General features: G+C 71.0%; 19 protein-coding genes, 2 tRNA genes and 1 pseudogene. 8 read left to right on the top strand and 14 right to left on the bottom strand.

The genetic code is table 11. From position 1 onward, the window contains the following. Positions 1-160: 160 nt before the first annotated feature. Positions 161-1048 carry a ribonuclease Z gene (locus ACFQ3T_RS22190; protein ID WP_380725411.1) on the bottom strand — a complete coding sequence of 296 codons (888 nt, stop codon included), beginning with the start codon at positions 1046-1048 and terminating at the stop codon, positions 161-163. Positions 1049-1065: 17 nt separating this feature from the next. Here ACFQ3T_RS22190 and ACFQ3T_RS22185 point away from each other — a divergent pair, with 17 nt between their 5' ends. Continuing rightward, complete coding sequence (locus ACFQ3T_RS22185; RefSeq protein WP_380725409.1) at positions 1066-1884, top strand: serine hydrolase domain-containing protein; 819 nt, start codon at positions 1066-1068, stop codon at positions 1882-1884. A 98-nt stretch (positions 1885-1982) separates the two neighbouring features. Here the strand turns inward: ACFQ3T_RS22185 and ACFQ3T_RS22180 are convergent, their stop codons facing one another. Genes ACFQ3T_RS22180 through ACFQ3T_RS22170 form a run of 3 tightly spaced genes read right to left on the bottom strand, consistent with a single transcriptional unit; the run spans position 1983 to position 3585 of the window. Then, on the bottom strand, positions 1983-2945 hold the full coding sequence (locus tag ACFQ3T_RS22180) for an NAD(P)-dependent alcohol dehydrogenase (RefSeq protein WP_380725407.1): 963 nt from the start codon (positions 2943-2945) through the stop codon (positions 1983-1985). Beyond that, on the bottom strand, positions 2942-3166 hold the full coding sequence (locus tag ACFQ3T_RS22175; RefSeq protein WP_380725405.1) for a helix-turn-helix transcriptional regulator: 225 nt from the start codon (positions 3164-3166) through the stop codon (positions 2942-2944). Before ACFQ3T_RS22175 ends, ACFQ3T_RS22180 begins: the two co-directional genes overlap by 4 nt. Continuing rightward, positions 3166-3585 carry a hypothetical protein gene (locus tag ACFQ3T_RS22170; RefSeq protein ID WP_380725403.1) on the bottom strand — a complete coding sequence of 140 codons (420 nt, stop codon included), beginning with the start codon at positions 3583-3585 and terminating at the stop codon, positions 3166-3168. The genes ACFQ3T_RS22175 and ACFQ3T_RS22170 overlap by 1 nt, the downstream gene beginning before the upstream one ends. A 485-nt stretch (positions 3586-4070) precedes the next feature. Between ACFQ3T_RS22170 and ACFQ3T_RS22165 the strand changes: the two genes are divergently transcribed. The 5 genes from ACFQ3T_RS22165 (at position 4071) to ACFQ3T_RS22145 (ending at position 10511) form a co-directional block, all read left to right on the top strand. Next, positions 4071-4787, top strand: coding sequence for a Crp/Fnr family transcriptional regulator (locus ACFQ3T_RS22165; protein WP_380725401.1), 717 nt, complete (start codon positions 4071-4073; stop codon positions 4785-4787). Positions 4788-4884: 97 nt separating this feature from the next. After that, a complete protein-coding gene (locus ACFQ3T_RS22160) occupies positions 4885-5625 on the top strand; it encodes a hypothetical protein (protein WP_380725399.1) in 741 nt (246 codons plus the stop codon). After that, positions 5622-7613 carry a hypothetical protein gene (locus ACFQ3T_RS22155; RefSeq protein WP_380725397.1) on the top strand — a complete coding sequence of 664 codons (1992 nt, stop codon included), beginning with the start codon at positions 5622-5624 and terminating at the stop codon, positions 7611-7613. Before ACFQ3T_RS22160 ends, ACFQ3T_RS22155 begins: the two co-directional genes overlap by 4 nt. Positions 7614-7626: 13 nt before the next feature. Next, positions 7627-9093, top strand: coding sequence for a hypothetical protein (locus ACFQ3T_RS22150; RefSeq protein WP_380725395.1), 1467 nt, complete (start codon positions 7627-7629; stop codon positions 9091-9093). After that, entirely contained in the window at positions 9090-10511 is a 1422-nt protein-coding gene (locus ACFQ3T_RS22145) for a DUF4407 domain-containing protein (RefSeq protein WP_380725393.1), read from the top strand. Before ACFQ3T_RS22150 ends, ACFQ3T_RS22145 begins: the two co-directional genes overlap by 4 nt. Positions 10512-10831: 320 nt before the next feature. Here ACFQ3T_RS22145 and ACFQ3T_RS22140 read toward each other — a convergent pair whose 3' ends face one another. The 5 genes from ACFQ3T_RS22140 to ACFQ3T_RS22120 all read right to left on the bottom strand — a co-directional run bounded on the left by ACFQ3T_RS22140 (position 10832) and on the right by ACFQ3T_RS22120 (position 13910). Next, positions 10832-11362 (bottom strand): class IV adenylate cyclase, encoded by a 531-nt coding sequence (locus ACFQ3T_RS22140; RefSeq protein WP_380725391.1) that lies wholly within the window; start codon positions 11360-11362, stop codon positions 10832-10834. Between the two features lie 40 nt (positions 11363-11402). Next, entirely contained in the window at positions 11403-12488 is a 1086-nt protein-coding gene (locus ACFQ3T_RS22135; RefSeq protein WP_380725389.1) for a radical SAM protein, read from the bottom strand. Positions 12489-12638: 150 nt separating this feature from the next. After that, positions 12639-12770 carry a hypothetical protein gene (locus ACFQ3T_RS22130; RefSeq protein ID WP_380725387.1) on the bottom strand — a complete coding sequence of 44 codons (132 nt, stop codon included), beginning with the start codon at positions 12768-12770 and terminating at the stop codon, positions 12639-12641. 4 nt (positions 12771-12774) lie between these two features. After that, the gene (locus tag ACFQ3T_RS22125) at positions 12775-12999 is read right to left on the bottom strand and encodes a hypothetical protein (RefSeq protein ID WP_380725385.1); all 225 of its coding nucleotides are present in this window, start codon (positions 12997-12999) and stop codon (positions 12775-12777) included. 158 nt (positions 13000-13157) lie between these two features. Continuing rightward, entirely contained in the window at positions 13158-13910 is a 753-nt protein-coding gene (locus ACFQ3T_RS22120; protein ID WP_380725383.1) for a TauD/TfdA family dioxygenase, read from the bottom strand. Positions 13911-14071: 161 nt separating this feature from the next. Between ACFQ3T_RS22120 and ACFQ3T_RS22115 the strand changes: the two genes are divergently transcribed. After that, positions 14072-14494, top strand: coding sequence for an NUDIX hydrolase (locus tag ACFQ3T_RS22115; protein ID WP_380725381.1), 423 nt, complete (start codon positions 14072-14074; stop codon positions 14492-14494). 42 nt (positions 14495-14536) lie between these two features. Then, entirely contained in the window at positions 14537-15772 is a 1236-nt protein-coding gene (locus ACFQ3T_RS22110) for a helix-turn-helix transcriptional regulator (protein ID WP_380725379.1), read from the top strand. 721 nt (positions 15773-16493) lie between these two features. Here the strand turns inward: ACFQ3T_RS22110 and ACFQ3T_RS22105 are convergent. The 5 genes and pseudogenes from ACFQ3T_RS22105 to ACFQ3T_RS22085 form a co-directional block, all read right to left on the bottom strand. Continuing rightward, positions 16494-16569: transfer RNA gene (locus ACFQ3T_RS22105), tRNA-Arg, on the bottom strand. Positions 16570-16608: 39 nt separating this feature from the next. Beyond that, positions 16609-16698 (bottom strand) — tRNA-Ser (locus tag ACFQ3T_RS22100). A gap of 128 nt (positions 16699-16826) precedes the next feature. Beyond that, complete coding sequence (locus ACFQ3T_RS22095) at positions 16827-18824, bottom strand: acetoacetate--CoA ligase (protein ID WP_380725377.1); 1998 nt, start codon at positions 18822-18824, stop codon at positions 16827-16829. Between the two features lie 59 nt (positions 18825-18883). Continuing rightward, entirely contained in the window at positions 18884-19648 is a 765-nt protein-coding gene (locus ACFQ3T_RS22090; RefSeq protein ID WP_380725375.1) for an ESX secretion-associated protein EspG, read from the bottom strand. Then, a pseudogene (locus tag ACFQ3T_RS22085) lies at positions 19645-19885 on the bottom strand (hypothetical protein); the annotation flags it as partial. The gene ACFQ3T_RS22090 and the pseudogene ACFQ3T_RS22085, both read right to left, overlap by 4 nt.

Raw genomic sequence — 19885 nt, 5'->3', positions numbered from 1 at the left:
CCGGTGCCCGTCGTGCCGCGGCCCGCGCACCCCGGCGAGGCGCCGGAACTCCGCGCGGACACGACCCGGTTGCGCGCGTGGGGCTGGCGGCCGGCGGAGTCGGACCTCGACACCCTGATCCGCGACCAGTGGGCGGCCGAGCGTCCACACCGGACCTGAGTCACGCCCGCCGGCGCGGCACGCCGACCCGGTCCAGGTCGGCGGCCACGACGATCTCGCCGTCGAACACCTCGGCGGCCTCGGCGTGGAACAGGGACGGGTCGGTGTAGCGCTGCGAGAAGTGGGTGAGCACGAGCTTGCACACGCCGCTCTCGGCCGCCACGCGGGCGGCCTGGCGCGCGGTCAGGTGGCCGTACTCGGTGGCGAGCGGTTCGTCGGGGTGGAGGTAGGTCGACTCGATGACGAGCAGGTCGGCGCCCTCCGCCAGCTCGAAGACCCCGTCGCACAGCCGGGTGTCCATGACGAACGCGAACCGCTGCCCCCGGCGCGGCACGCTCACCTCGTCCAGCAGGGGCGGTTGGAGGGCGCGGATCGCCGGGCCCCGGATGCCGCGCTCGGCCAGCAGCGCGGGGACCATCGTGCGGCCGTCCGGCTCGACCAGGCGGTAGCCGTAGGCGGGCAGGGTGTGGTCCAGCCGGCGGGCTTCGAGGCGGCCGAACGCGCCCTCGGCGATCACGCCCGGCCCGGTGACCGGGTGCGCCCGGACGTCCACCACGTCGTGGAACGAGCTGGCGTGCCGCAGCCGGTCGAAGAACTCGGCGCCCTCCGCCGGGAAGTGCGCGTGCACGGGGTGCGGCACGCGGTCGAGCGACATCCGCTGGACGACGCCGGGCAGGCCGAGGCAGTGGTCGCCGTGGAAGTGGGTGACGAACAGCCTGGTGACGTCGTTCGCCGCGACGCCGGCGCGCAGCATCTGCCGCTGCGTGCCCTCTCCCGGGTCGAACAGGAAGCCCTCGGCGTCCCAGCGCAGCAGGTACCCGTTGTGGTTGCGGGCGCGGGTCGGCACCTGACTAGAAGTGCCGAGCACGACCAGCTCTCGTGGTGACACGTGGCAGAGTTTGCGGCATGGAGAGCTTGCGGGCGGTGTCATCGTGGCCGGTGGAGACGGCGGCGGCGGCCGTGGTCGACGTGCGGGGCGAGGTGCTCGGCGCGCACGGACCGGTCGACCTCCGGTTCCCGCTGGCGTCGGTGACGAAGCTGCTGACGTCGTACGCGGTGCTGGTGGCGGTGGAGGAGGGCGCGGTCGAGTGGGACCAGCCGGCCGGGCCGGAGGGCTCGACGGTGCGGCACCTGATCGCGCACACGTCGGGCCTGGCGTTCGACTCGGACGACGTGCAGGCCGCGCCGGGGGCCAAGCGGATCTACTCGAACACCGGGTTCGGCGTGCTGGCCGACTTCGTGGAGGCGGCGACCGAGATCCCGTTCGCGCGGTACCTGGCGGAGGCGGTGTTCGCGCCGCTGGGCATGGCGTCGTCCACGTTGGACGGCTCGGCCGGCGCGGGCGGCACGTCCACCGCGTCCGACCTGGTGCGGTTCGCGGCGGAGGTGCAGGCGCCGAAGCTGGTGTCGGCCGAGCTGGTGGCGGAGGCGACGTCGGTGGCGTTCCCGGGCCTGCGCGGGGTGCTGCCGGGGTTCGGTCTGCAGAAGAACAACGACTGGGGGCTCGGGTTCGAGATCCGGGCGGACAAGTCGCCGCACTGGACGGGCGCGTCCAGCTCGCCGCGCACGTTCGGGCACTTCGGGCAGAGCGGCACGTTCCTGTGGGTCGACCCGGACGCGGGCGTGGCGTGCGTGGCGTTGACCGACCGCAAGTTCGGCGAGTGGGCCGTGACGGCGTGGCCCGCGTTCACCGACGGGGTGCTGGCGGAGCTGGGCAAGGGCTGACCCGGCCGCTACCCGGTCGCCACCGGCTGTCACGGCCGCTACCAGCGGATTTCCGGCCCTTGGGGCTGTCTCCGCGCGCGGGCGCAGCCCCACGTCCACTACGGCGTGACGACCGCGTGCCCCCGGACCCGGCCTCGCCGCACGTCCTCGATCGCGGTCGCGGCTTCGGCGAGCGGGTAGGTGCGGTCCAGCACGGGCGTGAGGTGCCCGGCCTCGATGAGGTCGCGGAGCAGCACCAGGTCGTCGAGCCGGTCGCGGTGCACGAGCGGCCGTGCCTTGATGCCGAGGAACGGCGCCGCGACGAGCGCGCGGAGCCACCGGTCGGTGCCCATGAACCACCGCCCGCCCGTGCCGCCGACGAGGACGAGCGTGCCGCCCGGCTTCAGCACCCGCCGGCACGTGCCCAGCGGCGGGTTGCCGTAGATGTCCAGCACCACGTCGAAGCCGGTCACGCTCAACGGCCCGGCCGCGTGGTCCAGCACGTGGTCCGCGCCGAGGTCGCGCACCAGGTCGGCCTTGGCCGCACCGCACACCGCCGTCACCTCGGCGCCGTAGTGCTTGGCGAGCTGCACGGCGTACGTGCCGACGCACCCGGACGCGCCGGTGACGAGCACCTTCTGGCCGGCCGCCACCCGTCCGCGGTCCCGAACCGCCTGCAGCGCCGTGAACCCGGCGATCGGCACCGCGGCCGCCTGCTCGGCGGTGAGGTTCGCGGGCTTGGCGGTGAGCTGCCCCGCCGGCACCGCGGCGTACTCGCGGAACGCGCCGGCGCACCACCCGAACACCTCGTCGCCGACGGCCGGCGACGTCACGTCCTTCCCCACCGCTTCGACCGTGCCGGCCACCTCCAGCCCCGGCACGCGGTTGCGGGGCCGGCGCACGCCGACCGCGAACCGCGCCGCGTAGGGCAGGCCGCGGAGCAGGTGCCAGTCGGAGCCGGAGACCGCGGCGGCGTGGACGCGCACCAGCACGTCGCCGTCGCCGACGGTGGGCTTGTCGACCTCGCGGACCCGGAGGACGTCCTCGGGGTTGCCGTACGCGTCCTGGATGACCGCTCTCACGACTCGTCCTCCGGGTACTGGAACACGTCGCCGAGCGGCACGCCGAACACCCGGGCGATCTGGAACGCCATCTCCAGCGACGGCGAGTACCGGCCCTGCTCGATGGCGATGATGGTCTGGCGCGTGACGTCGACGCGCCGGGCCAGCTCGGCCTGCGTCATCTCCCCGTGCGCGAAGCGGAGGGCGCGGATCGAGTTGGTGATCCTGGTCGGCTTGCCCACTAGAACCCCCGCCGGTACGCGACGAGCTTCACCGACGCGCCCACCACGGCCCACAGCGTGAAGACGGCGTAGATCGCGTTGGCGATCCAGAAGTGCCGCGCCTCCCCCAGCGCCAGCGCGAGCGGCACGACCATCCCGGCGCCCAACACCACCGCGGCCACGTGCTCGCCGAACCGGTTGACCTCGCGGTCCCGCTCGTCCGGCCGGTGCCGGTCGCTCGGCCGGACCGCCTCCAACGCCACCCGGCCGACGACGGCCAGGACGACGGACGTCCCGATCGCCCACAGCATCGGCCCGGCGTGCGGCACGTCGACCAGCGCGCCGTCACCGACCCGGCCCAGGACCACCACCACGTACCCGACGTAGGTCAGCAGGCTGACCACCAGGTACACCCACGTCCCCTTCTCCTCGTACGACACGCGCACTCCCCCCGCGTAAAGGAAACTAGACACGACTCAACGTAAGGTCCGCTTGACATGATGTCAAGCATCCTTGACATCGCGCCCGCCGTCCGACGACGCGGAACGCGATCGGAAATCACCTTTCGGGCGCCGTGACGAATCACCGTCGAGCCGTCGTGAATTCTCCGTCAAAGGGAATACGGACAATCTCCGGCGGCGACCCGGCGCGACCCTGAGTTGATCTTCCGAATAGTGGTCGCGCCAGTCTCGCGAACCGCACCGCAGTGGCCTGAGCTGGATCTTCACCGGCAAGAACCAATAGCACCACCCGAAAGCACGCACTTCTCGCGACCAGGTAACCTTCCGCCTCACCCACAGTCGGAACACCGACCCGATAAGTACCGAATCGGATGTACGGGTGGGTAACTCTAGGTATGAACCGTCACTCACCGAGGTGTTCGACGTGACGGTTCTCGCTGCAGAACGGCGACGGGAGACCTGCGTTGTCCCAAGCACCGAGCCGACACGGGTGGCTGCCCGGCACGTACCTCTCCCGGCTCGCCCCCGGCCTCCGGGACGAGCTGCTCAGCCTCGGCGGGCAACGCGTCGTGCGCGCCAACGAGCTGCTGACCCGCCAGGGCGAGCGGGAGACGGGCGTGTTCCTGCTCCGCTCGGCGACGTCCGGCGGCGCGGTGTGCGCGAAGGTCACCCGGCTCGTGCGCAACGGCTCGGAAGCCCTGCTCGGCGTCCGCGTCGCGGGTGACGTGATCGGCGAGGGCGCGGCGCTGCGGGAGGACCGGACCCGGTCCGCCACCGTGACCGCGTGCGCCGACCTCCTCGTGCAGGTCGTCGAACGGCGGCAGTTCCTGGCGTACCTGCACCGCAACCCCGAGGCGTGGCAGGCGTTGTGCGCCCTGATCTCCGACCGCCTCGACTGGGCGAACCGCAGGCGCGCCGACTTCGGCTCGTACGACGTGAAGGTCCGGCTCGTGCGGGTGCTGCTCGACCTCGCCCAGTCGCACGGCGTGCCGGGGCCGCTCGGCATGGACCTCGGCGTCGACGTCTCCCAGGAGGAGCTGGGCCGGCTCATCGGGGCCAGGCCGGACGCGGTGGGCGCCGCGTTGAAGGCGTTGAAGGCCAACGGCCTGGTGACGTCGCGCTACCGCGGCGTCCGCATCCGCGACCTGGACGCGTTGCGCCGCGTCGCCGACGGCGACTGACCCGACCGGTTCCCCGAACTCCTGATTTATCCGAGGTCTGCGGCCCGCCGGGCACGCAGACTCCTCGCCACACCACCACGACGCGGAGGAAGCCACCGTGGACGACGACTTCACCCGCCGCGTCCTGCTCAGCCTGGACGTGGAGAACTACAGCGCACGCACCGACGTCGACCAGTACGGGGTGCAACGCGCCCTGGTGACCGTGGTGGAGGACGCCGCCGCGCGCGCCGGCTTCGACCGCTCGCGGTGGAAGGTCCAGGGTTCCGGTGACGGCGAGCTGGCGGTGCTGCCCGCCGACACCGCGGAGAAGCGGGTCGTCGACGACCTGCCGCGGGCGTTGGTGGACGCGCTGGCGGCCCACAACGGCACGGCGCGGCGGGAGCTGAAGCTGCGGCTGCGCGTGGCCGTCCACCAGGGACTCGTGCGGGCGACGCCCGGTGGTTACGCCGGCGCGGGCGTCGTGGCCGTGAGCCGGATGGTCGACAGCGCGCCCGGCCGGCTGGCGCTCAGGGCGTGCCCGGACGTGGACCTGGTGATCCTGCTGTCGCCGCTGCTGTACGCGGACCTGGTGGTGCAGGGCCACACCCGTCTGTCCACTGAGGACTTCCGAGAGGTGCCCGTGGTCGCGAAGACGTTCCGGGGCACGGCCTGGCTGCACGTGCCGGGCCTCGACGTGCACGCCCTGCGGCTCGACCAGCCCGCGGACACCGTCGCGGAGGCCGCGCCCGAGCCCGCGCCGGTCGAGCCGCCCGCCACCGGTGGCCACAACACCACCGTGCACGGCGGCGTGCGCGGCCGGAACGTCGTCATCGGCGTGCAGAACAGGATCGGCCGGTGACGGCGGAGCACGCGCCGGCCGAGGACGTCGAGGACGCCGGCGAGAGCCCGGCCTCGGCGTACGACCGGGGGATGCTGAACGACGTCCAGGTCAACCTGTACAGCCCGCGGTTCGAGCACGCCGTGCTGGGCGCGCAGACCGTGGGCGGGTGGTCCGCGAGACCCCTCACCCGCGCCACCGGCCGCGTGGACGACAGCGACCTGGCCGCGCTCGCCCGGTTCGTCAGCCCCGAGGGCTTCGGGCCCGCCTCGGAACGGCTCGCCGAGGAGCACCTCCTCGTCCTGTGCGGCGCCCCCGGCACGGGCAAGCGCTCGTCGGCGCTGGCGCTGCTGCGCGAGGTCACCGACCAGCCGCTCTACCTGATGTCGCCGCACGTCTCCCCGGCCGACCTGGAGGAGTACGAGTTCGACCGCGACTGCGGGTACCTCGTGGTCGACCGGGTCGCCGAGCACGGCGTCGAGTCGGACTTCGAGTGGCGGGTGGTGCGGGACCGCGTCCGCGAGCGCGGGTGCTACCTGGTGATCACGGAACCGCCGCTGACCGCCGAGGGCGTCGAGCGCGCCTGCCACCTCGCGTGGCGACCGCCCGCCGCCGAGCACGTCCTGCGCGCGTACTGGCGCGGCACGCTGCCCGACGACGAGGAACCCGTGCTGCGCGAGGCGCTGGCGTCGATCGACAGCGTCCGCGACGTGGTCGGGCTGGCCCGGCGGCTGGACGAGGGCCTGCCGCTGGACGAGGCCCTGGCGCACCTCGACACGCGGGTCCGCGTCGAGGTGGAGGAGTGGTTCGAGGGCCTGGACCGGCGGCGGCTGCTGGAGGTCACCACGCTCGCGTTCGCGATCGGCGTGGACGAGCGGACGTTCGAGGCCTCCCTGCGGGTGCTGAAGGAGGAGCTGGACCGGAGCCTGCCGGGCGCGTCCGACGACGACGTGGAGCCCGACCGACTGCCGCAGCTGCGGCGGAGCCTGCTGACCAACGAGCTGGTGGCCACCGAGACGCTGCACACCGAGCTGGGCACGCGCGGCGCGCTGAAGTTCGCCAAGCCCGAGTACCACCGGCACGTGCTGGCGCAGCTGTGGCAGCGCATGGACGTCGGGTTCTGGGACGCGGTGGTCGAGTGGCTCGACCGGATCGTCACCGAGGTGCGGTACGAGGTGCCGGTCGCGCTGGGCCTCGCCGAGCTCGCCGCCATCGCCCTGGACGAGGTGGTGCCCGTGCTGGACCGCTGGGCGCGTGGCGCCCGACGTGCGGCGGGTCAGCGCGTGGCCGTCTACGCGTTGCACCTCATGGCCTACGACGAGCTGCTGGCGCCCAGCGCGCTGAAGATCGCCGACGGCTGGGTCGACCGGGGCAAGCCGCAGCAGCGGTGGGTGGCCGCGATGGCGTTCATCGGCGGGCTCGGCGTCCGGTACCCGCACGACGCGCGGCGCCGGCTCTGGCAGGTGTGCGCCCAGTCGCACGCCGTCGACGGCGACGTCGAGCACGTGTTCGGCGAGCTGTTCGCCGCGCTCGTCCGCGACACCGGCAACGCGCACCTCGTCCTGGACTTCCTGTGGGCCAAGGTGGAGCGCTTCACCGCGCCGGGCGCCCGGCCGGCGAGCCGTGCCGTGGCCGTGCGGACCGCGCTGGCCGTGCTGGAGTCCCGCAAGCCCGGCACCAAGCGGTCCGCGGTCCTGCTGCACCTCGAAGACCACCCGGAGCACGCCGACGTCGTGGTCCGCCTGCTGGCGAACGTGCTGGTGTTCCGGCCGGCGCGGCTGCGGGCCATCAACGCGCTGCGGTGGCTGCTGCAGGACATGGCCCACAACGACCCGCACGCGCGGACCAGCGCCAAGGCGTTGGGCGTGACGCTGCGCGCCACCCTGCCGCCCGGAGAGCACGACGTGCTGGCCACCGACTTCCGGGTCGTGGCCGCGCGCAGGAAGGACACCGACATCAAGTCCTTAGTGGACGCCGTTCTCGACGCGCTCAAGGGACGCGTCTCCTGACTTGGAGCACCGCATGGAGAAGCAGCCGTACCCGGTGATCGACGAACGCGTGCTCGAACCGCTGCCGCCCAAGCGGCTGTTCAGCCGCAACCGCGGGCGCACGCGGGCGGAGGTGCCGTTCGTGCCCGCCGGTCACCAGCTGGTGTACCGCACGCGCAACCTCTACGTGCTGGACACGACCGACCTGCCCCTCGACTCGCCGACGGTGGTGGAAGCGTCGCACGTGTCGCTGGTCGACGTCACCGCGGACACCGAGGTGGTCGCCGAGATCGTCATCCCGTCGCGTGACGCCGCGAACTTCACGCTCCGCGTGGCGTTCCTGTGCACCGTGACGGACCCGGTGGCCGTCGTCCGCACGGGCGGCAGCGACGCCGCCGCCATGCTGGCCGGCTACCTCAAGGGCCACCAGCGGATCTTCCAGCTGGGCCTCGACTACGACCTCAAGGACATCAACGACCTGCGCCGCAAGCTCGACGCGCAGATCAGGGCGTACCACACGATCGAGCCGCCGGACTTCAGCGGACTGGCCGTCACCCTCGCCAGCGTCGAGGTGATGACGCCGACGCAGGTGGCCGAGCTGGTGGCGAAGCTGCGCGAGGCGCAGCAGACGCACACCGTGAAGACGACCCAGCTCACCCACGACCACCGGCTGGACGAGCTGGAACTGGACCACCGCCGGACCCGTGAGCGGCAGGACACCGAGCACACGCGGTCGCTCGACGCGATGCGGCGCGAGCACGCCCGCGACGAGCTGCGGAAGACGTCCGAAGCCGTGGGCGCCGACCCCGTCGCCGCGATCTACCTCGCCCACGCGGCCGGCGAGCTGAACGCGCGGGAGGTCGCGGACCAGCTGCGCCTGCTGCGGGAGCGCGAGATCGAGCAGGACCGCGAAGACCTGCGGCTCGCCGTCGACCACGAGCGGACGCAGGAGCGGCTGCGGTGGGAGGCCGAGCGGGCCGACGCGCTGCACCGGCAGAAGACCGAGCTGCGCCGCGAGGTCTGGTCGCGGGAGGACCGCCGGTGGGAGATCGAGGCGGAGGCGAAGCGGCTGGACGCGCAGCGCGTGTTCGCCCACGAGGAGTCGCGCGCGAGGTGGGAAGCCGAGCGCGCCGACGTGCGGCGGGAGGAGGAGTGGAAGCGCGAGGACCGGCTGCTGGAGAACGAGGCGGTGATGAAGACGCTGAGGGCGCGGACGGAGGTGATCCAGGAGCTGGCCCGGCACGGTCACCTGGACACCGCGAACCTCGGCCCCGGCCTCGACCGGCTGATCACCGACCTGCTCGTCGGCGCCGCGCCCGCGCTGGGCGCGTCCGAGGACCGTGCGATCGCGCCGACCGAACCCGAGGCCCCGGCCACCCCCACGCCGTCCGGGCCCGGTGCCGGTCCCGGACCCAGTTCCGGTACCGGTCCTGGTCCTGGCCCCGGTCCTGCCGACGCCGACTTCGTGGACGACGACCGGAACACGAAGGTGGAGGCATGACCGCACTGGACGAGCGAGCGTCCACCGAGGAGCTGCCCCCGGTCGGCAGACGGGTCAACCCGGAACCACCGCCCGTCGACCGCCCGGTGCGGGCGTCGCTGCCGAACGACGTCGCGATCGGGGCGTTGCGCCCGGTGATGCCGCAGCGGGGCGTGCCCCGGTTGCTGCGACGGGTGATCGGCGTCAACGAGGACGTGCTGGACTGGGTGCCCGAGGAACGGCCGCGGTACACGCGCCTGGGGCTGATCGTGCTCAACACGGGCCTGCTGGCGGCGGTGTCGATGCACATGGCGCTGGTGAGCGTGCTGGGCCACCACTGGTGGCTGCTGTTCGCCGACCTGATGTGGGCGGTGATCATCGTGACCGCCGACAGCTGGCTGATCTCCAGCACGCACGGGGCGGCGCGCACGTCGTTGTTCCGCACCTACCTGCCCCGGCTGGTGCTCTCGTTGCTGCTGGGCGCGGTCATCGCCGAGCCACTGGTGCTCGCGGTGTTCCACCAGTCGATCGACAACGAGATCAGCGAACAACGCAAGGCGGAGGTCGACGTCTACGAGGGGACGTTGAAGCGCTGCAACCCGCCGTCGGGCGAGGTCCTGGCCGACCCGTCGTGCGCCGGTTTCCTGGTCGTCATCAGCGAACGCCCGCAAGCCGTCGTCGACGAGCTGGCGCGCGCGACGACGAACCGCGACGCCCTGAAGGTCAAGGTCGGCGAGGCCGACGCCCGCCTGGCCGAGCTGGAGCGACTGGCGCGCGACGAGTGCGCGGGCCGCGTCGGCCCGGGCCTGACCGCCGTCCCCGGCGAGGGCCCCGAGTGCATCCGCAACCGCGACAAGGCAGACGAGTTCCACCGCGACAGCCGACTCGACCAGCTGCACGCGGATCTCGTCACCGCCGACCGCACCGTCTCCGAGCTGACCGCGAAGGTCGCCGACGCGAGCAGTCGCACCGAACGCGAAATCAGCTCCGCCATCACCGCGAAGGTCGACGAGAAGCGGGCGAACCTGACCGAACGCGGGCTGTTGGACGAGTTCGAGGCGTTGGGCAGCTTGTCGTCGAAGCACTTCACGGTCCTCATGGCGCACTTGCTGCTGGCGTTGCTGCTGATTGCGCTGGACTGCCTGCCGGTGCTCAGCAAGATGATGAGCGCGAGCACCGAGTACGACGCGAGGCTGCGCCGCCAACTGGACGTCTCCGGCCGCCTCCACGACCTCCAGCTGCGGGCGAGCGAGAAGCGCGACTCGGTCGACTTCGAACTCCAGGAACTCCGGTTCCGGCAGAAGCTCCGGACCGGGATCGAGGAGATCGGCGGCGAGGACCGAACCGCCAAGGCCCGCCGGAGGATGGAGGTGGACGCCCAGATCGACCGCCTGGCAGCCACCCTCGAAGCCGCCCGGACCACCTCCCCCTCGAACTGAAGCCAGGCCATTCCGGTGGCCTCCCACCGGGGGCCGGTCTGCGACGAGCGGGCCGGCTCCCGGACTTCCGGCGGCGAGCCGTGAAGTGCGCGGGCTACCGCGCTAACCACAACGCTCGTGCGCGCTCGGCAGGATTCGAACCTGCAACCTTCTGATCCGTAGTTCCGTCCCGATCATGTTGGTTGCTGCCGAGCACTATCGGCCTGGTCTGGCCTGTGCAGGTCAGACCAGGTTCGCTGCCTGTCGGTGACGATCTCTACCGCGTGATCATTGCGCGTCCGGGCTCACTTCGGGCACACACCGAGCGCACCCGTTGACACCTAGAAGCGCAGGTCAGGGATGGTGTTCAGGTCGATGCCGTACAGCGCGTAGACCTTGATGGTGTTCTCCCCGGTCAGCTCCTCCTCGGCGTAGCCGAGCAGTGCGGCGACCCGAACGACCTCGTCCTTCGATCCAGCCTCGATCTCGACGTAAGGCGGGATGCGCGGCCACGTGTCGATCTCGACCTGTGCGCCGTCGAGGACGAAGCTCGTGCGCTTGGTCTCCTGGTACGACTTCGCGGTGAACCCGAGCACCCCGAGCAGGGCGTTGGTCGCGTCGAAGTCGCTCACGGTCACTTCGGTCTCGTGGGTGCCGTCAATGGCGTCGCTGGTGATCTGCTTGACGGTCAGCGTCACCTCGTCCCCGGTGTGGCGCAACCTGATCCACTTTGACTGGTCGCCGGGCGTGATGTCGTAGACGTAGCGACGCATGAACCGCTCGCCGAGCTTTTGCCCGCCCTTGTCGAGGATGAGCTGTTCCATCTCGGCGGGAACGACGTCGAGGATCTTCGCTTCGTGCTCGATCGGCACTCGCGGCCGTCCTTCCTGGTTGATCGGTGCTGGTCCGACGCTATGCCGCCGCGTGGTGGCGGGTGAGTCGGTCGTACTCGACCTCACGCAGGGCCAGCACTTCTGCCGGCACCGGCCCGGTGAGGAAGTCGTCAAGGGGCATGGTCAGGTCCATCCGTTGGATGCAGACACCGACCTGGTACCGGCCGTCGCGGTCGTAGTAGAGCCGCACGCCGTAGAAGCCTTCTTGGCAGTCGGTGTCGTTGTTGAACCGGCATCCGGCGCACGTCTCGGGCAGCCGGACGCGGCGGATCTGCTTGAAGGACACCCGTCGTCCGTCGGCGAGGCGGTAGGCGGTGCGTGCCCCGGAGACGCCTGCGGTGATGTAGTGCGCCTCGGCGACCGCCTCGCGTTCAGCCAGGATGCGCTCGATGGCCTCGACGGAGGCCGGGCCGTGGTCCAGCGAGTTGAGCAGTCGGACCGACAGGTGCGAAGAGTATTCATCGAGCATGCGGTGCACGCGCGGCGCGTGGCTGTAGTCGAGCACCACGATGTTCGCGCCGGCCTTGACCCCGTGCGCCTCACAGACGGCGATCGAGCGTTTCAGGGCGTCGATCTTGCGCTGCGCACGCTCGGGATTGCGGTTACGGGCGTGCTGAGTCTCGGCAAGTTCGTCGGCCGTCGTGCCGAAGATCGAGAAGTTCACCCGGTCGAGCCCAGCGGCGGCGCAGTCGGGAAGCACCTCCGCGCCGTGCTCTCCGTTCGACGTCATCCCGACCCGCAAGCCCGCCTCGGTGGCGATCTTCGTCAGCCGGGCGATGGCGGGGTGCAGGGTGGGTTCACCGCCGGTCAGGTGGACCTCGGTCAGGCGTAGCACATCGCATAACGCGACCAGTGCGCGCCCGAAATGCTCGTTCGCGGGCATCGGGGCAGGGAGGAAGTTCGCGCCGTTGGTGGCGGCGTAGATCGACATGCGCCCGCTCGGACCGGCGATCGTGAAGTCGCCAACGGGACGACGGCGGTTGTCCACCGCAACGGGTGTGCCCTCGTTGTGGCAGAACGTGCACGTCAGACCGCAGGCGTCGATCACCTTCGCGCGAGCGGTCTTGTCTTGCTCGATGTGAACGGGCAGATCCGTGGGGATCATGGAGAGTGCTAGCCCTTCTGGTGGGTGGTGTCCGAGGACGCGGCGGGAGAGCTGTCCGGGTCGGGACGGACGGCCCTCCCACCACGTCGGGTACCGCGGCGGCCGGGCGGCCGGGCGTCGGAGAGATTTCGTCCGGTGCTGCCGAAGCGGTCAGGTGGTCTTGTCGCGGAACCGGACGTCATCGGTGCGGGCTCGGCGACGGCCCTCGATCTCGCCATAGCTGATGGCCGGCACGATCAACGCCAACGTCACGGCGATCAGTTGCCAGCCGCAGACGCACATCTGGTCACGCCCAGCGCGCCGCGGAGCGGTCGCTGAGGTCCGGCCGGGTCATGGCGCCCACAGCGCGGGAGCGGACGACGATCAGGCGAGGGGCGAACCGCTGGGTCGGCACGGGCAGGCTCAACAGCCCTTCCACCACGTCGGACAACGAACCGGCACGCTCCCACACGATGCCGGGCGGCTCGTCGCCGTCCGCGCGCAACGCCATCGCGTCGGTGCTGCTGCGCACGCGGATGGCGTCGTGCCAGCCGTCCTGCCACAGCCGGAACCGTCAACCTCGGTGGGGATGCCGTCAACGACACGTCGGTGCACGAACTGCCATCCCGCGTCCCGGATCGCAACCGGTCCCGCCAAGGCGGGGAAACCCGCGCACCGCTGCCGCGTCGCTCATACCGCAGCGCTCCGCACGCGGGCGGGAATGCCGGTCCGGATGCCGAGGTGAGGAAGCGGGTTCGCGTTGACGCGGTGCACGACGCGGTGTCCGTTGAATGCTCGCCGACCGTGCAGCCATCGGTGGTTGTCGAGGATGTAGCCCTGTCCGGCGCTCAGGTCCAGCTCGGCCACGTGCTGGTCGATCGCCGCTCGCAGCGTCGGCAACCACCGGCGCACCTCGGGCGAGAACTGCACGAGGTCGTCCTGGCGCAGCCTGATGGTGACCCGTCCGCCTTCGTACTCGGTGAAGATCGCGCCGAGATGCCCGGACGCACCGCCGAACAGCACTGACCGGGGCGTGCACAGCGCCGCCAGCGCGTCAGGTGCGGTGTCGGCGAGCGTGTCGTACACGGCTTGCCCGTCAATCAGCACGCACTGACCGCCGCTGGTCGCGGGCTGCGAGCAACCCAGGACCAGCAAGGCGGGCGGGTTGGCGACGCCGGAGCGGTCGGTGTGCGGCGCTAGCGCACACGAGCTGAACCCGGCGAACGCGCCGTTCCGGTCGGAACCGAGGTCGACCAGCGTCGTAACGCCGTCCGACGCGCTGTCCCGGTGCGGGACCACCGTTGCGAAGGAGCGAGTCACACGCCGCAGGTGTGTCGAGTCGGCGAGTCCTTCGACCAGAGCCAAGCCGTGATGCGTCAGCGCGCTCACCACGGCCGCCTGATCATCGGCCGCGACCCAACCGCGCTCGAACGGAGCATCCATCGTCTCTACCTCCCGAAACACCGGTTTCGCGAGATCATGGGAACGTGATCCGACCTGATACGTCCAGTGACAAGCTGTCAACACAGCGTGGCCTGCTGTCGGGTGACCGGGTGCTACGTTGCCGATGAGTGATCGCGCACGCCTTCCGGAGGTCAACGCCGATGAGCCAGGCCGTCTACCCCGTCTCGATCAAGGGCGTGGTGGTGCGTGACGACCGGGTGTTGCTGCTGAAGAACGAGCGCGAGGAGTGGGAGCTACCCGGCGGCCGGATCGAACCCGGCGAGACGCCCGAGGAGTGCGTGGCGCGCGAGATCGCCGAGGAAACGCAGTGGCAGGTGACCACCGGCCCGATCCTCGACACGTGGATGTACTACATCGACGTGGCGGAGAAGAACGTGTTCATCGTGACCTACGGCTGCTACCCGGACGGCCACGCCGAACCCGTGCTTTCCCACGAGCACAAGGAGATCGGCCTGTTCACCGAGTCGGAGGTGCGCGGGCTGAACATGCCGGACGGGTACAAGCGTTCGATCGCGAGTTGGTTCGCACGTCTGCGCGAGTCCGACCCGGAACTGATCCGGTAGTCGCTCATGACGGGCGGACGATGCGAGGCTTGCGGAGCCGAGTTGAGCAGGCTCGCGGTCGAACCTGTCTGTCCGACGTGCCACGCGAGCGCACGTCACGCACCGCCGATCATGCCTGTTCGCCCGCTGACACCGGCAGTGTGGCTGTGGTCGGCTCCCGAGGCGGCAGCGGCGTTGAGGACTCGCGACCTGGCGACGATCCTTCGCGTCTACCGCCGGGTGAACGGCTTCAACCAGGAACGGCTCGCCGCGCTGCTCGGCTACGACAAGACCTACGTGTCGATGATCGAGACCGGTCGGCGCACCATCAGCGACGTCACCACCCGACGCCACATCGCTCGCGTACTCGGCCTGCCGATGCACGTGCTCGGCGTGACGGACAACGACGATGCCGACTTCGCCGCGATGATCCAGTTCGGTGACTCGACCATCCGACTCGCCGAGATCGCCCGCCAGTCCGGGCGCGCGGTCGACGCGGTCAACGAGTTGTGGCCGCTCGTCGCCAGGTTGGAGGCACGCGCCGCCGAGGGCCGTGCCGAGCGGGACACGATGATCCTGCTCGGGCAGGGCCGGGCGGCGCTGGGCGTCTCGCTGGGAACCGTTCTGCCCGAGGAGCGGTTGGCCGCCGCGGCGCGCTGGACCGGCAAGGCGCTCGTCGTCGCCGAGCGGCTGGGCGATCCTGTGTTCCTCGCGCACGCGCTTCGGATGCACGGCAACGAGCTGCGCAAGGCGGACCACGTCGGCGCGGCGGTTGTTCGATTGAGTCGAGCTGTTGCCGTGTCCGATGATCGGGAAGGACGGGGCGCAGCGTTCGCCCTGCTCGCACGCGCGGCAGGCGAACAGGGCAACGCGGACCTCTTCGACCGGGCGATCACCGGTTACCGCGACCTGCTCGACGCGGAAGCGGGGCGCGGGATGCTGTTCAACCGGTTCACGTCCCGGGAGATCGAACTCCGCGGCCTGATCTCGACCGGCCGCGCCGCCGAGGCCGTGCGCGCGTTGCAGACCGACGTCAGCGGCCCACCTGTCGCGCCGCAATGGCACATCATCGAGCGGGTGACCGCCGGGCAAGTGCTGCTCGCTGCGCAGCATCGAGACGGCGCGACGGAGGCGTTCCGATCGGCGTTGACCGCTGCCGAGGTCCACCGGTTGCCACACCAGGTGCAACGGACGATCCGAGCAGCCGACGACGCTGGTCTTGCCGAGATCAGTGCGGACGGTCGCGCAGCTCTTCAACGGTTGACCGATCAGCTCGCGCCGTCGTCGGCGAGGCGGTAGCCCGGAATCGTCCGAGCTTCGTACACAACGCGAGCTGCTATGACGTACCGGTCGGGCGGACGGCAGTCGGGGGGCATCCTCCACCCTGGTCAGGACGGCTCGCGTGCGCGCGGGGAGGCTGCCGACCGGTCGCGACGGCGCTCGTTCGGATCATCATTCGGTTCAGCTCTCGTGACGTGATTCGAATGATCCGATGTGATCACAATGGCGTTCCACAAGTCGATCGTCCAGAGCGAGCCCCTGTCCGAAGCCCTACCGGGTCACGGTGAAGGTCTTGAGGGCGCACCGCGCGCAGCGTGCCTCGGAGCGACTGACGGCAGGGCCAGCGTGGGTGGAGTCCGGGCGGGTGTTCACGCAGAGGAACGGCGAGCAGCTTCGTCCGTCGTGGGTCACCGACCGGTTCGCCGTGCTGGCTGGTCTCCCACCCGATCCGGCTGCACGACCTCCGCCACGGAGCGGCGACTCTCGCCCTGCGGCTGGCGTCGAAATGAAGACGGTTCAGGAGATGCTGGGCCGCAGCTCGATCACTGTGACGAGTGACACCTATTCGACGGTGCTCCCCGAAGTCGCCCGGAACGCCGCAGAGGCGATCGCCGGTCTGGTGACCCGTCGGACCGGAACCGATGGGCACATCGGGCACACAACGGCCGTCGCACAGCGGAACGGTCATGAAGTAAGCAGCGAGAAAAGAACAAACCCGCTGGTGAGAGCGGGTTTGAGGTGGCGCGCTCGGCAGGATTCGAACCTGCAACCTTCTGATCCGTAGTCAGATGCTCTATCCGTTGAGCTACGAGCGCATCGTTCTTCAGTTGTCACCCAGCCAAAGCCGGGTGTTGCGGAGGCTCCGGGATTTGAACCCGGGATGGGCGGTAAACCCAAACCGCATTAGCAGTGCGGCGCCATAGACCAGACTAGGCGAAGCCTCCCGGAGCCCTCGGCTACGACGCATAGATTACACATGCCACCGGCACCCAAGCAAAACGCCCCCCTCCTTGTCACGTCTGCCCTGGTCAGGCTAGGTGCGGACGGGTGGAGGGGGACGTTCTGGCGCAGGTCAGGGGGTGGCGGGGTGAGGTAGGTCTCGTGCCAAGTCGAGGAATGGGCGCAGCGCGTCGGGGTTGCGCAGCGCGTCCTGGCTGACGGCGCGCTCGGGCGGCGTGCCGGCCAGGATCTTCTTCACCGGCACCTCGCACTTCTTGCCGTTCAACGTCCTCGGGATCTCGTCCACGGCCACGAACCTGTTCGGCACGTGGCGCGGCGACAGGTTCGTGCGCAGTTCCGACCTCAGGGCCGGTTCGACGGTCTCCAGCGTGACACCGGGGTCGAGGACCAGGAAGCACAGGAGTTCGCCGTCGGTCCTCCCGGCGCCGGAGGTGTCGATGACGAGCGAGTCGGCGACGCCGGGCTGCCCTTCGACGACGCGGTAGAACTCGCTGGTGCCCATGCGGACGCCGCCGCGGTTCAGGGTCGAGTCGCTGCGGCCGTAGATGACCGCCGAACCACGTCGGGTGATCTTGATCCAGTCGCCGTGCCGCCAGACGCCCTCGAAGGTCGCGAAGTACGCGTCGTGCAGCTTGGAGCCGTCCTCGTCGCCCCAGAAGAACACCGGCATCGACGGCATGGGCTTCGTGATCACGAGTTCGCCCACCTCCTCGACCACGGGCGCGCCGGCCTCGCTGTACGCCTCGACGGCGGCGCCCAGGGCGCGGCACGACAGCTCGCCCAGCCACACCGGCAGATCAGGGGCCGCGGCGACGAACGCGGTGCACATGTCGGTGCCTCCGGAGACGGAGGCGATCTGGATGTCGGGGCCGACGGCGGACGCGATCCAGCGGAAGCCCTCGGGGGTCAGGGGCGCGCCGGTGGAGCCGACGACGCGGAGCCCGGTGAGGTCGTAGCGCTCGGCCGGGTGGAGGTCTTCCTTCAGGCACGACTGGATGTACGGCGCGGACGTGCCGAAGTACGTCACGCGGTGCTGTTCGGCCAGGTGCCAGAGGACGCCGAGGTCGGGGTGGGCGGGGCTGCCGTCGAACAGCACGACCGTCGACCCGACGAGGAGGCCGGAGACGAGGAAGTTCCACATCATCCAGCCGGTGGTGGTGAACCAGAAGAACCGGTCGCCGGGGCCGAGGTCGCTGTGCAGGCCGAGCATCTTGAGGTGCTCCACGACGATGCCGCCGTGCCCCTGGACGATGCCCTTCGGCAGGCCGGTCGTCCCGGACGAGTACAGGACCCACAGCGGGTGGTCGAACGGCACCGGTTCGAACGCCAGGTCCGCGCCGTCGTGGGACGCCAGCAGGGAGTCCCAGGTGACGGTTCCGGGCAGCGGGGTCCCGCCGACGTAGTCGATCATCACGGTGGCGCGCAGGGACGGGATCTCCGCCCGCAGCTTCTCCACGGTGGGCCGCACGTCGAACGCCCGGCCGTTGTACCGGTACCCGTCGACGGTCACGAGCACGGTCGGCTCGATCTGGGTGAACCGGTCGGCGATCGCCCGCGCGCCGAAGTCCGGGGAGCACGACGACCAGGTCGCGCCGAGCGACGCCGCCGCGAGGAACGCGATCAGCGCCTCCGGCGAGTTCGGCACGAGCGCCACCACCCGGTCGCCGGGACGGACGCCGAGCTCGACGAACCCGGCGCGCACGGCGGCCACCCGGCGCCGCAGCTCGCCGTACGTGAGTTGCGACGCCAGCCCGTCCTCGCGGTGGAAGATCACCGCGAGGGCGTCGTCCGGGCCCCTGAGCGCGTGCTCCGCGTAGTTCAGGGTGGCTCCGGGGAACCAGGACGCCCCCGGCATCACGGGGGCCTCCAGCACGCGGGTGGGCGGGCTGTGGAACACCACCTCGAAGAACTCGGCGATCGCGCCCCAGAAACCCTCCAGGTCGGAGGTGCTCCACTCCCACAGCGACGGGTAGTCGGGGAGGTCGAGGCCCTTGGACGTGGCCAGCCAGGAGCGGAACGCGGCCATCCGGCTGTCCGCGACCCGGTCGGGGTCCGGGCGCCACAGGAGTTCCGCCTCGCCGGCGGCGGTGCCGGCACGCATCTCGGTCATACCTGAAGTTCCTAGCCGATCGGACGGCCGGGAACCACAGTCACCACCCACACACCGGGTCAGTTCCGGCCGGCGCCCGCCACCAGTCCGTCGACGGCGGAGATCAGCCGCGACGCGTCCGCGGGCGCGACGACGAGCCACCCGTCGTCCCGGCGGACCAGGTAGCGGCCCTCGGCGGTGTCCAGCCACGACACGACCGCGCCGGTGGGGTGCAGGTACCCGGCGCGGTTGCGGGCGATCACGCCGACCTGGCCGCCGCCGCTGCGCGTGGTCACGGCGCGCATCAGCGTGTTGGCCTCCGGTTCCCGCAGGCCCGCGCCCCGCAGCACGTCGAGGAAGCCCTCCGTGCCGTCGTTCTCCCCCGCCTTGCCGGCGGCCAGGTAGTCGTCCCACCGCACGTTCACCGACCGGCCGCCGCCGGGTGGCGCGGGCGGCAGCGTGTTGACGGTGGTGGCGGCGAGCGCGGTCGGCCGGAAGCCGGTGACCTGCACCTGGTTGCCGAGCCGGCCCGCGAACGCGCCGTGCCACGCGGCGGTGGCCAGGCCGCGGGCCTGTGCGCCGCGCAGGGTGAAGAAGACCTCCAGGCCGATCTCGAACTCCGCGAGGCCGCGCAGCAGCCCGTACAGCTCCTCGTCCGGCCGCTGCACGGTGCCGAGGCCGCGGGACGCGAGGTCGCGGGACGCGGTCTCGACGAGCCGGTCGCGCTCGGCCCGGGTGTGCCCGAAGTGCCGGGCGCCGAGCGGCACGGGGTGGGCGTCGCGGTGGACGGCCTGCCAGAGCAGGAAGAACTCCAGTTCGCTGAGCCGGAAGACGCGTTCGGTCACAGCCCGATCACCGGTGGTGCGGCCTTGCGGTCGACGCCGAAGACGTTGTCGTCGTCCTCCAGGTACCCGGGACGGTTGCGGTCCCGTTCGCCCGCGCCGCCGGCGACGGGAGGCGGTGCGGCCATCGGCGCGGCGCCGATCATGCCGGACTGCGGCGTCACGGACTTCGGCGCCTGGAACGTGCTGGTCACGCTGCCGGGCGCGGGGCCGGAGCCGCCGCGTTCCGCGCCGAGCGGT

Origin of the sequence: Saccharothrix hoggarensis (assembly GCF_042678885.1) — a bacterium.
Taxonomy (GTDB): Bacteria; Actinomycetota; Actinomycetes; order Mycobacteriales; family Pseudonocardiaceae; genus Actinosynnema; species Actinosynnema hoggarensis.
Note: the sequence above shows the minus strand (reverse complement) of the source record. Positions and strands in the feature narration are given on the sequence as shown.